This window comes from Nostoc sp. DedQUE09, from assembly GCF_034530915.1.
Lineage (GTDB): Bacteria > Cyanobacteriota > Cyanobacteriia > Cyanobacteriales > Nostocaceae > Nostoc.
The window spans coordinates 26215-39042 of record NZ_JAVRCE010000054.1 but is presented as its reverse complement, the minus strand read 5'-3'; the positions used below and the strand labels follow the sequence as shown (position 1 = coordinate 39042).

The 12828-nt window shown below is 40.2% G+C and carries 11 protein-coding genes; 5 read left to right on the top strand and 6 right to left on the bottom strand.

The window, feature by feature from the left end:
• Positions 1–114: 114 nt before the first annotated feature.
• The 4 genes from RMY27_RS26505 to RMY27_RS26490 all read right to left on the bottom strand — a co-directional run bounded on the left by RMY27_RS26505 (position 115) and on the right by RMY27_RS26490 (position 4377).
• Positions 115–1170 (bottom strand): 3-deoxy-7-phosphoheptulonate synthase, encoded by a 1056-nt coding sequence (locus RMY27_RS26505; protein ID WP_322667850.1) that lies wholly within the window; start codon positions 1168–1170, stop codon positions 115–117.
• 198 nt (positions 1171–1368) lie between these two features.
• Positions 1369–3027, bottom strand: a complete 1659-nt coding sequence (locus RMY27_RS26500) for an alpha-amylase family glycosyl hydrolase (protein WP_322667849.1) — start codon at positions 3025–3027, stop codon at positions 1369–1371.
• Between the two features lie 376 nt (positions 3028–3403).
• Positions 3404–3769 carry a DUF1823 family protein gene (locus RMY27_RS26495; protein WP_322667848.1) on the bottom strand — a complete coding sequence of 122 codons (366 nt, stop codon included), beginning with the start codon at positions 3767–3769 and terminating at the stop codon, positions 3404–3406.
• 242 nt (positions 3770–4011) lie between these two features.
• The gene (locus tag RMY27_RS26490) at positions 4012–4377 is read right to left on the bottom strand and encodes a hypothetical protein (RefSeq protein WP_322667847.1); all 366 of its coding nucleotides are present in this window, start codon (positions 4375–4377) and stop codon (positions 4012–4014) included.
• A 38-nt stretch (positions 4378–4415) separates the two neighbouring features.
• Here RMY27_RS26490 and RMY27_RS26485 point away from each other — a divergent pair, with 38 nt between their 5' ends.
• The 4 genes from RMY27_RS26485 (at position 4416) to RMY27_RS26470 (ending at position 10246) form a co-directional block, all read left to right on the top strand.
• Positions 4416–4718 (top strand): acylphosphatase, encoded by a 303-nt coding sequence (locus tag RMY27_RS26485; RefSeq protein WP_322667846.1) that lies wholly within the window; start codon positions 4416–4418, stop codon positions 4716–4718.
• A gap of 301 nt (positions 4719–5019) precedes the next feature.
• Entirely contained in the window at positions 5020–6084 is a 1065-nt protein-coding gene (gene speB, locus RMY27_RS26480) for an agmatinase SpeB (RefSeq protein WP_322667845.1), read from the top strand.
• A 350-nt stretch (positions 6085–6434) separates the two neighbouring features.
• Entirely contained in the window at positions 6435–7580 is a 1146-nt protein-coding gene (locus tag RMY27_RS26475; RefSeq protein WP_322667844.1) for a hypothetical protein, read from the top strand.
• A 758-nt stretch (positions 7581–8338) separates the two neighbouring features.
• On the top strand, positions 8339–10246 hold the full coding sequence (locus RMY27_RS26470; protein ID WP_322667843.1) for an adenylate/guanylate cyclase domain-containing protein: 1908 nt from the start codon (positions 8339–8341) through the stop codon (positions 10244–10246).
• Between the two features lie 96 nt (positions 10247–10342).
• Here the strand turns inward: RMY27_RS26470 and RMY27_RS26465 are convergent, their stop codons facing one another.
• Positions 10343–11518 (bottom strand): homospermidine biosynthesis protein, encoded by a 1176-nt coding sequence (locus tag RMY27_RS26465; protein WP_322667842.1) that lies wholly within the window; start codon positions 11516–11518, stop codon positions 10343–10345.
• 222 nt (positions 11519–11740) lie between these two features.
• A complete protein-coding gene (locus tag RMY27_RS26460; RefSeq protein WP_322667841.1) occupies positions 11741–12004 on the bottom strand; it encodes a hypothetical protein in 264 nt (87 codons plus the stop codon).
• A 212-nt stretch (positions 12005–12216) separates the two neighbouring features.
• Here RMY27_RS26460 and RMY27_RS26455 point away from each other — a divergent pair, with 212 nt between their 5' ends.
• A complete protein-coding gene (locus RMY27_RS26455; protein ID WP_322667840.1) occupies positions 12217–12486 on the top strand; it encodes a hypothetical protein in 270 nt (89 codons plus the stop codon).
• The last annotated feature ends 342 nt before the right edge of the window (positions 12487–12828 follow it).

Below are 12828 nucleotides of genomic sequence, written 5' to 3'. Positions count from 1 at the left end.
ACCCTGACTGTAGCCGAAACAGTCAGAGGAATGGCAGCGGGGTTTATTATTATACTTTCAAGCTTGCAAACATGCTCTAAATTCCCCATTCATGACATTCTGAATTCTGACTTCTTATTTAAGTTTTTCATGAGCAGCCAAAATAATTTTTTCGGTTTCTTCCCAGCTAATACATTTGTCGGTTACAGAAACACCATATTTTAATTCTTCTTTACCAGTAATCGGTTGACTACCTTCATACAAATGCGATTCCAGCATCATGCCAACAATTGATGTATTACCATCCACTATTTGCTGAATAATATTTTCTAAGACAGCACCTTGTAACTTGTAATCTTTATTGGTATTGCCGTGGCTACAGTCGATTACAATTCTCGGTGGTAAATTTGCCTGTTTTAATTTCTCTTCTACCAGTTTGACATTTGCTGGATCAAAATTAGGTTGACTACCACCCCTTAAAATTACGTGACCATAGCCATTACCTTTAGTTTGAAAGACGCTGACCTGACCGTTTTGATTAATTCCCAAAAAATTATGCGGATTTCCAGCTGATTGTAGGGCATTCAAAGCTACTTGAATATTGCCGTCAGTACCATTTTTAAAACCTACAGGCATCGAAAGCCCACTTGCCATTTCACGGTGAGTTTGTGATTCAGTTGTACGTGCGCCAATAGCAGACCATGTAATCAGTTCACTGATGTATTGAGGGATGATTGGGTCTAATGCTTCTGTGCCAGCAGGTAATCCCAACTCTGTAATTTTTAATAGTAGCTCCCGTGCAATTAATAAACCTTTCTCTACATGGAAAGAATCATCCATATCTGGATCGTTAATTAATCCTTTCCAGCCTACGGTTGTTCTTGGCTTTTCAAAATATACTCGCATAATTAGTAGCAACTTATCCTTGACTCGCTCGGCCAATATTTTCAATTTCTCAGAATATTCGAGCGCTGCTTTTGGGTCGTGGATTGAGCATGGGCCAACTACTATAAATTTTCTACGATCTTGAAAATCCAGGATATCTTCTATTTCCTGTCTATATGCTAAAACTCTTTGTTCGGCTAATCGTGTTAAAGGTAATTTTGACTTTACTTCGTTGGGAGTTAATAAAATGCGATCGTTCTCAATGTTAGCGTTGTCGATATTACTATTAAGTAATTTATTGTGCATGGGGATGCTCTGACAATTTTATATACGCACTTCAACTCAGAAGTGTAACACAAACTCATGAAATTTTAAAATAGCTTATTTTTTAATTGACAAATTTCTAATTAAACTGTAGTGAACTAAAATAATAACTGAAAAGGGGAAAAGATATTTCCCCTTTTCTTTGCTATTAGACTACTGATTCAGTGGTAGTGTATATAATTACTGCCATACAAACACTTTCGCTTCGTATGGTCCCAAGTCTGTGATGATGCCATCGTCACCAGATTCGACATCATAATTGCCTGTCCACTCGTGCCATGTACCAGCGCTAGGAAAGTTAGGAACATGATAGCCAGCTAGAAAATCTCCTGAGAAATTTGCTATTACAACTACACGAGAACCTTCATCATTCCAACGAGTATAAGCTAATACTTTCGCCTCTGCATTTTCGTGGATAAAATCAATATTTTCCGTGTAGAGAGCATGATTGCTTTTACGCAGGTTAGTTAAGCCTTTGTATGAATCAAATAAACTACGATTTAAATCATTACTTAACAGCGTCCAATCAATTTTGGATGATTCAGGTTGTTTAGGTTTATACTCGCCAAATTCTTCTCCCATCCAAATCAAAGGTACACCAACAGCAGTCATTAGGATGGCTACTCCTAATTTAACCCGCCGAAAGGCTTCTTCGTCAAAAATCTCACGGTTCCCCAGTTCAACCATGACATGATTATGGTCGTGGTTAGTGAGGTAATTTACCACATTGGTAGCACCCAAAAAGCCTTGGCGCTTGCAGTCAATGACATCTTTGAGACGTTCTAAATCAAATGTATCACCGCAAATGTGTTCTAGAATGCAGTGATAAAAACTGTCATGCCAGCAACCATCCATTGGCCCATCTACATTGGTAATGCTGGTAGTTTCAGGAATATGTTCAGCAACATTATAAAAAGGCTTCATGCTAGCAGTTTTTTTGGCTTCCTGAACAACCCAGTGCATGAAGTCGTAGTTAGCAATTTGCCGCGCTGCATCATAGCGAATACCATCAAGATGATATTCTGATATCCAAAAACGGATTGTCTCACCAATAAATTTCCAAGCTGGCTTAATATCTAATTTTTCATCATAATGTTCGTAATTAAACTCAGGCCCCCAATTATTATCAGGGTCACGAGGTTCGTGATGATACCAATAATCGTGGTCAATTTGTGTTAAGGGAGCAGATGCTTCTGAGTGGTTATAAATACCGTCAAGAATTACACGAATACCTTTGCCATGACACTCATCAATCAAATTTTTCAACTCAGCAGTTGAACCATAACTTGATTCTGTTGCAAAGAAGTGGCGCGGATTATAACCCCAACTATAATCACCAGGATATTCTTTAAGTGGCATCAATTCAATAGCGTTGATTCCTAGTTCACACAAATAATCTAACTTTTCAATAACGTGTTTATACTTGCCTCGTGCGTAAGGGTCATCCTCGCCACCAGAAAAGTCACCAACATGTAATTCATAAATTACCAATTCATGGTCAGCAGGTAAAGGTTTATCATCATGTTGCCAAACGTATGTATCGGTAATCCTTTCGCCATCTTTGACCCGGATAACACCATCATCTTTTCCACTTTGTTCATCTATATCAGTTGCACAGGGATCTGTAACATCAACCCATTGTTCTGGTTCAAAAAACCATGAATTTGATTGAACGCGAAATTTATATTTATAAACGCCGTCTTCTAGTTCAACACTTGTGCGGAAATAACCATCATCACCTTTTTCCATTGGAATTTCTTGCCAATCAGAAAAAGAACCAATTAATGCAGCTCCTTTGTTATAAGGTGCAAATAAATTAAATTCAATTGGCTTTGCCATAGAACGTGTTTGTAATATCAAGGGTTGATAGAAATATTCTCTGATGCTCAATTGAATTTGCAAATAGCTCTAGAGAAAGAATTATGCAACTAGCGCTTCTATCTTCAGGATGAATTTATCAAAAAAATTGTAAAGAATTACTGTTCTTAGCATTTTTTGACTGTGTATCATATTTTTTTACTAATATCAAAATTAAATTAAAGTAAGGCATTTTTAGCCCTTAATACTACTAAGCCTAAAATGTTATAGAATTCAAAGTATAAAATTCTAACGGATAAATAATGGCTATTTCTTAAGTTTTTCAATAACAGATATTCAGTAAAAATAAGATATTTTTTACTAAATATCTGCGGTATCAGATTACTCAATTTTGCCGTTAATTTGTTTGTTGTAGATAACTTAATAACCAATTTGCCGCCGTTGCTCTGCGGGTTTGCCGAGGCCCAAATTCCCCAATTTTATATCCTTTAAAACCTAGCTTTTCTTTTAGCATTTGTTTATTTTCAGCAGGAATGGAACGAGTCAACTTGACTATTGCGGGGCGAGATTCAATAAAATCTGGTGGTTGTGGGTAGTCATTCTGCCATCCTGGTGCAACTAGGCTAGTGTCCCATTGTGCAGTTGAGGAATCATACCGATAGCCTAAATAATGCCATAGCAACTGGTTGACTGTGGCATCATCAAGTTTATCATCAAGAATTGCCCAAATTGTTTCTGTACTGAGTGGTGGCAGGTTAGACATAAAAAAATCAAAATTCCAGGTTTAAAAACTGACTACTGTTGAATTAAATTCACAATATTTAGCAGGTAGTAAAAAATACTTTATCACTACTTTGCTACACTCCCAAAGATAGAGATAATTTTATTTTTATCTACACCTACTGGAAGATTGATCCGCTACAAGCATTAGACAAACTACTAAAGATAACCCGAATAAAGAGATTCGCTAACTCAGGAGGAAAATTATGGGAATAGGGGATATGTTCAGAAATATAATCGGTGACAAGCAGCAACAACGTGATGAAGAATGGGATAATCGCGATCGCCAGCATAGACATCGCCGTAATGATGACGACGACCGGGAGTACAGACATCGCGGCGACGATGATGACGACGACCGGGAGTACAGACATCGCGGCGACGATGATGACGACGACCGGGAGTACAGACATCGCGGCGACGATGATGACGATGATCGGGAGTACAGACATCGCGGCGACGATGACCGGAGGTATAGGCATCGCGGTGATGATGACGATGATCGGGAGTATAGACATCGCGGCGATGATGATGACGATGAGCGTGATTAATTTCGCCAGTTGAAATTAAAAACAGGTTGTGTATACACAAACTAGGTAGACTGGAAAACGTAAAGATTAGACCAGTCTATGCAGAATTCCACAGCACTGCCAAAGATCATCCGCGCCCATGTATTCATTTCTGGCCGAGTCCAAGGAGTGGGCTATCGCTATTCCACTGTGGATACAGCTAGCCAGTTGGGATTAACCGGTTGGGTGCGGAATCTCCCCGATAATCGAGTAGAGGCAGTTTTTGAAGGGGCGCGAGAGGTTGTGGATAACATGGTTCGCTGGTGTCACTCTGGGCCACCTGCTGCTGTAGTTAAAGATGTTGTGGTTGAATATGAAGTACCAGAAGGGTTACGGGGATTTGAAGTTAAGCGGGTTGAGTAAATAGTTAGTCATTCGTCAGTAGTAAGCACTTCAGTGCTTAGAAAATAAGGACTAAAGTCTTTAAGTAGGTAGGCGTAATTAAACATAAGATCAAACCTCACCCTCCTTACTAAGGAGAGGGAAGCCGGGGACAGGGTGAGATTTTATGTTTAATTTGATCCACTTGCTTACTACGAGCTTGTTTACCCATCAATTTAAACTTGACAAACCACTAGTTTACCGCCTGTGAAAAATTTTGATTACAATGCAGATGTCAACTAGGCGGCGTGCTGTCTATCCACGTAAATCCAGAAGATACTCAATGAGTAATCAATTAAAAGACTACAATCCCAGCGGCGTAGGTGAAATAAATGGCAACCTCTTAGGTTTGCCCTGCGATTATGAGTCTGCAAACTTGATTGTTTTTGGTGTGCCGTGGGAAGTCACTGTTTCCTATGGTGCTGGCACTGCTAATGGCCCACAGCGAATTCTAGATGCTTCGACTCAATTAGATTTGTTCGATTTTGATAACCCTGATGGTTGGAAGCAGGGAATTTTTATGGAAGAAATTCCCCAGGATATTTTAGAGAAGAACACATACTACCGTGCCTTGGCAGCAAAAATTATTGAACGATTAGCCCAAGGGAAACAACTCTCCGATACACCAGATTTAACATCTGTGTTGGCAGAAATTAATCAAGCTGGTCAACAGGTTAATCAATGGCTGTTTGAAAATTGTCAGGCAGCATTTAATAATGGTAAGCGAGTTGCAGTCATAGGTGGAGATCACAGTTCGCCTTTAGGTTATTTCCAAGCATTAGCAGCTAAATACCCAAACTATGGGATTTTGCACATTGATGCCCACGCAGATTTACGCGACGCTTATGAGGGATTTGAGTTTTCCCATGCGTCGATTATGTTTAATGCGATGAAAATACCGCAAATTTCTAAGTTAGTGCAGGTAGGTTTGCGTGATATTAGTCATGATGAAGTGCAAATGATTGACCAATCTGATCATCGCATTATTGCTTATTACGACCCAGCTATTAAGCAAAAGCTTTATTCTGGAACAACTTGGATTGATTTATGCCGAGAAATTATTAGTCATTTACCTGAATATGTTTATATTAGCTTTGATGTAGATGGTTTAGATCCAAAACTCTGTCCGAGTACGGGTACTCCTGTTCCAGGTGGGTTAGAATTAGAGCAAACTTTTTGTCTGTTCCGAGAATTGGTCAATAGTGGAAGAAAAATTATTGGCTTTGATATCTGCGAAGTCGGTGATGCGGAGTGGGATGGTAATGTGGGAGCGCGGGTAGTTTACAAGCTGGCAAATTTGATGGATTTATCAAATAGAATTCAGGAGTCAGGAGTCAGAATGGGCTAAACGCCCCGCTACCGCTAACAGAATTTATTCTGTCGGCTGGCGGATGAATAAGAGGATTTAAAATCCCCACTAAATCATTCACGTAACGTCTATGAAAGAGAAGATTTAGTGGTTTTCAATCAGTGGCGGTTCTGTAGCAAGATCCCGCAGGGTATCCACCACTGATTGTTCTGACTGCTGAATTCTTCAACCAGAATTTCTATAAGGAACAAACGATCAGTACATCAGCGTCTGTCTCTATATCTGTTTCAGAATCTAGAGACTAAACTAATTCCAGATAGTGAAGTTATGGAATTATATACTTTATTGTCTATTACTAGCTGAATACTATTTGTTTGTTCTATTTTACTATGAAAATCATGCGAAAAAACTACTTTAACACCAATCAAGGGCGAATTTTCACTGCTTTGATTTTGACTGGAATTTTATCTGTTGCTAGCGGTTTAACAGTTATCAAAAGTGCGACGGGCGCTTCTGCAAACTTCTCTCTAGAAACAAGCAATGAAGTTCTCAAAGATAATATTAAACGAAACCGCTTGCCACGTCCAGTAGCTAATGCAGTACTACGAGATTTAGCGCGTAGGCAGGGAATTCCTACTAGACAACTGCAAATTATTGACTATAATCAACAGACTTGGCGCAATGGTTGCTTGGAACTACCTCAAGCTGATGAATTCTGTAGCCAAGCCTTAGTTCCTGGTTGGCGGATTGTGGTATCTAATGGCAAACAAAACTGGGTTTATCATACCAATCATAATGGGCGATCGCTACGTTTAGCTTCGGCAAACACTCCCTCAGAAAATCTGCCAAATAAATTACCTACATCTGTACAAAATGCTGTTTTACAAGCTGCATCCAGACGTTTGCAACAGCCAATTTCTCAGTTAACCATTATTGAGGCTCAACAGCAAACTTGGAGAGATAGCTGTTTAGAATTAGCTAATCCTGATGAATTCTGTACCCAAGCTTTGGTATCAGGCTGGCGGGTGGTTGTCGGCGGAGTTGATCAAACCTTGGTTTATCATACTAATCAAAAAGGTTCCGCACTCAGGCTGAATCAAAAGCCTAACGAAACTACACTGGGGCCTGTGCAAATTCCAACTAGTGAGTTACCACCACCGTTAGATAGAGATATAGTGTTTCGCCAAATCTCCAGTGGGGGTTTTGCTGGCACAACCTATGAGACTGTTTTACTCCAAGATGGGCGACTCATTCGCGTGCGGATTGGTGATGCTAATGATTCTGAACGTAGTGTTCGCCGCGTTTCTGTGCAACAGGTACAACAATTTGTGCGATCGCTAAAACGTTCTCAGTTTAGTAAATTTCGGAATCTGAGTTACCCAGCCCCCAGTGGTGCTGCTGATTATATCACCTATACCCTCACCAGCCAAGAAGGTACGGTTCAGTACAATGATATTTCTCAAAATAACCTACCAAAAAATTTACAGACAGCAGTTAAAGCCTGGAATCAAATTGTAGCCAGCGCACAATCATAAACTTCATTGATGGAATTGAAGAATAAGAGAGTGGCGGGAACCTAGCTACAGAGTCGCCACTCTCTTATAAAGTGGCGGGTTTCAAATTTCCTAAATGCTGGCGATCGCGCTATCTTAAAAATTAACTTTCAAGATACGCGAAACTAATGAAAGGTGTTTACGCAATACGGTTCGGTTAAAGGTTTTTTCCCCTTTAACCCTTACCCTTTTCCCCAAACCCTATTCTGAGTTCAAAATGCTTATCCGAACCGTATTGGGTGTTTACGACCATATTTGGTTGAAATACTTATCTAATTCGCCGTTTTGTAAAATACCACATAGGATTAAAATTAAACATGAAGGCAACTGTTAACGATAAGCTACTCAAAGAGCAATATTATATTAAATTGTCAATACTCCAAAAGAAGTATATTAAAAATATTAATCAAGCCTATTTAGTTTAAATTGGGTAAGCAAGTTTGTAGTAAGGACTAAAGTGCTTATTACAAAACCTCTTGTACTAGCTTAGACATTACATTAGTACAGCACGACGGGAATCTAGCTACTATCTCAATTAACTAGATAAGTTGCTCTGAACAACTTGTTAAAGGTAGGCAAGTTTCCGCCACAGCGAACTAGTCGTTTTTGCTCAACTATACTCGATTGATGTAAAAATAGCACACTGAATTAAGTAATATAAACTTAATAAAAAAATGAGTAATAGTAAATTATATAAATTTTGGAAAAACAGGCTTGTATATTAATCAAACATTAATTACATGGAACAAGTCATTACTTCAATGGCAGATGCTTTGTTAGTCACCAGTAATTCAGGAAAAATAAAAAAAGTCAATCGTGCTGCTCAAGAATTATTTGGTTTTGAAGAAGAAGAATTAATAAATCAACCAATATCAGTAATCATTGATGAGGATCAACTTTTAATTAAAGCTATTTATCAACATTCTTATTTAAAGCCTAATTCCCAGAATCTAGAAGTAGTTTGCCGAACAAAAACTAGAGAAAAATTGTTGATTGCTTTTTCTTGCTCAGTGATTCCCAAAAAAACAGAAGGACTAGAAGATATTGTCTATATTGGTCGGGATATCACTGCTTGGCAACGCCGGGAACAGCGTACAAGTGCCCAGTATTCTATTACTCGTATATTATCCGAATCACAGAGCATAAGGCAGGCAATTCCACAAATTTTGCAGTCGATTTGTCAAAACTTGGGATGGGATTTAGGTGAACTTTGGACACCAAGCCAATATATTGGCACTTCGGTAGAAGGAGATAGTCTAAATGCAGTATTAAGGTGTGTGGAAATTTGGTCAAGTCGATTAGTTTCTGTGCGAGAGTTTAAAGCAATCACCTGGCAAACTACTTATACACCTAGTGTTGGCTTACCTGGTCGAATTTGGATCAGACGTTTGCCTTTGTGGATTAAAGATATCACAGTAGATGGAGATCAAAGGCGATCGCGACCGGCTGCGGAGGCTGGATTACACGCAGCTTTTGGCTTCCCTATTTTAGATGATAGTGAAATCTTAGGAGTAATGGTTTTTTTTAGCCGGGACTTACTACCAAAAGATAAAGACCTATTGCAAATGATGGGTTCTATTGGTAGCCAAATTGCCCAATTTATTAAACGCAAACAAGCAGAAGATGCTCTTGTGGAAAGTGAAGAACGATATCGAGATTTATTTGAAAATGCTAATGACTTGATTCAATGTGTTAATCCATCTGGTCGTTTTTTGTATGTCAATCGTGCATGGCGAGAAACTTTGGGATATAGCGAAGCTGAAATCGCAAATATGAGTGTTTTCGATATTATACATCCAGACTTTAAACAACACTGTTTGCAAAGGTTTTATCGTGTTTTATCAGGAGAAAAGCTTGGGCAAGTAACCGCCACATTCGTTACTAAAGACGGTCAAACAATCTTTCTAGAAGGTAATATTAATTGTAAATTTGTCGAAGGTCATCCAACTGCGATTCGCGGCATTTTTCGCAATGTCACCCAACGACTAGCAGCAGAAAAAGCGCTGCGCCATCAGCAGGAAGAAACCGAACGTTTATTGCTGAATATTTTACCAGCCGCAATTTCTAAAGAACTGAAAGAACAACCAGCTAGTATTGCCCAAGACTTTGCTGATGTCACAGTTTTATTTGCAGATATCGTTGGCTTTAGCGAAATTGCTACTTCTATGAGTGCAATTCAACTGCTGAACCTACTCAGCTCAATTTTCTCAGCTTTCGATCGCCTCACCGAACGATATAGTTTAGAGAGAATCAGAACCATTAATGATGCTTATGTAGTGGTTGGTGGCTTACCTACACGCCGCCAAGATCGTGCTCAAGCGATCGCTCTGATGGCATTGGATATGCAAACTGCGATCGCTCTATTTAATATTGAGAATAACCAAAATTTCAACATCCGTATCGGCATCCATAGCGGTTCGGTAGTCGGGGAAGTCATCGATCTGAATAAGTTTACTTATGAACTCTGTAAAGACACGGTAAACATAGCTAACTGCATGGAATCTCAAGGTATTGCTGGTAAAATCCAGGTTACAGAAAATACTTATAAGTGCTTGTGTGATGAATTTGTATTTGAAAAACGAGGCGAAATCGAAGTTAAAGGCAAAGGCAAGATGACAACTTATTTGTTGATTGGACGGAAGGAATGAGGGCATTGAGCATGGAAAGAGGCAGGGGAGCAGAGGGGCAGAGGAGAAAAACTTACTATAACTTCTCCCCTGCTCCCCTGCTCCCTACCTATCCCCTTAGTGAGTATTCGGAATCAGCCGTCCACAGGGATAAGTTGCTGTTTGCTGTGAAGCACTTTCAGCAACTGCTGCTGGAACCTGATCTGATGGTTGGGTTTTAGCTGCTAGATAGTCTTTTTGCAGTTTCTCTAAAATGGCTTCTCGCCTGTCGTATATACGCTTCAGGGGACGAGGCTGGCATTTGTTTAACACATACGCACTCACCAGTGGTAGAGCGATCGTGCTATCGGTATAACAAACGATTGTGTTAGGTAACTCATCCGGGTCAATTTTACCCCAACTGACAGCTTCCGATGGGGTCGCCCCAGATAAACCGCCTGTATCTGGACGTGCATCGGTAAATTGCACAAAGTAATCGTGTCCTCGTTCTTCTAACCCCAAAACCTCATGAAGTTGCGGTTGGGTTTGTAGCAAAAAGTTTTTAGGACTACCGCCACCAAGAATTACAGCCGCACTTTTACCTCCTGATTCACGGGCATTATATGCGATCGCTGCTGTCTCATTCACGTCAATTGATGGATCTATTACCAACTGCGAACCTTCCAATGCTAAAGCCGCCACGTTCATCCCAATTGAGCTATCTCCTGGAGAAGACGTATAAATCGGTACTCCATATTCATAAGCTGTAGCTAGCAAGCAGGAATGCTGCACACCCAATTGCTTTTCTACTTCTCGGACATATTTACCTAATAAATGGTGAAATTCAGCCGTTCCCATCCGCTTTTGAAACGCTTCTCCTTGGAGAATTTTGCGGATGAATGCATCAGTTTCTAGCAGCACATCATAACCAAAAATAATGTCATAAATCCGGATCGTGCCTTCTTGGCGCAGTTTCACATCATCCAAAAACGGATTACCAGCAAAGAGTTCAAAACCCAAACCGTAGTGCATATCGTGATAAAGATTTGCACCAGTGCTAATCATCCAGTCAATAAAGCCGTTGCGAATTAAGGGTGCAAGCGCTGAAACCCCAAAACCTGCTGGCGTCATCGCACCGGAAAGGCTAACTCCCACGGTGACACCTTCCGTTAGCACATCGCGACTCAGTAGTTGGCAAATTTCCCGTAACCGCGCTGAGTTGTAAGCGGTGAAGTATTGATCGATCAAATCCACCACACTAATATCATTTGATATAGGTGTGGGTGCAATTTTTTGACCCAGCTGTTTAGACATTTTGGCACTCCCTAACAGTAAACACGCCGAATCTAATGGTATCTAGCTTTCAGCCAAAGTAACAGCAATACTTTTTTACTACTAGCTTGAAAAAGCAAGTGAGGAGTAGGAGAAGAAACCTTTTTCAGCCCTTTTGGGATTTTCCTATAATTATCTGTCTTGAAACTTTATAAGCATTTCACAGACGCATTAGTCACATTGCTGCGAAATTGCACCATAACTTTACCAGCACTGGGTTGTAATCGAGTGTGTGCGATCGCTTATAATCGCTCCTGACCATTCATTGCTAGCAAGTAGCAGTGTTACTTGCTCTGGCTCTAAATTTGGAAGCTGATCGGGCGTAAAAAGTGTTGCCCCTAACTTGGCTGCTAGAGTGTCTACGGCTAACGGCTCAAACGATCGCACTCGAAGTAAGCTTCGTTGTTCAGTAGCGATCGCTTCACAGCGTTGTCTAAATTCAGGCGATAGATTTTGAATTAATGACATATCTTTAAGGATCTTGCTTCAATTCGCCATCACTTTGAGACAGATCGCGATACGCCTTCTGTTTTCAGATTTGCTAGTTTTCACGTTGGTAATGCCCACGTTGTTTTGATGCCATAACAGCAAGCGAGAGAAGTGATCGCCTTCTTTTACTAGTCAACTCCTACGTTCAAGCTCGTAGGTCAGCAAACGAAATTCGCAATTGCTGGTGAAGTATGCAGGACTTTATTTATCACCTAGTCCCTGACAATACAGATACTTACACAGAAGATGACTTTGATGAGCTAGCGAAATTTGTCAAACCACCTAATAAGGTTGCGCTCAATCGTACAGATATTGAAACTTTTGGGCAAACCGGGGGAAAGATTCTTGTTGCTCCGATGAATGCGATCGGGCGTGGTTTCAATATTTTGAATGCCAATGGTAAAGCCGCATTTGGTGCTATTTACTGCAAGTTCCAACACCTGAGCAAATACATGAGTTAGTGATTATTTGGGCGCAGGAGTGAACAAAGCGATTTGACGGTAAAGGAAAAGCAGATCAGGTGAATAGTGTTTGCGATCACTATCATTGATGGTGGCTTTAGCGGTTCTCTGGTTGCAGCGAATCTTTTACGCAACGCAACCATGTTGTTATATCATGTCCGCTAGATTACTTATTAAACCTGAAGAACCCCACCCCGCCAAAGCTATGCTTTGTCTTCCCTCTCGAAAAGCGGGGAGGGGCTGGGGGTAGGGTGCAATGACTGTGTAAATCATAACTAATTCTACGGACATGATATTAATCGCGACTTATAGAAGGTGATAGAACATTATGGATTGGACTAG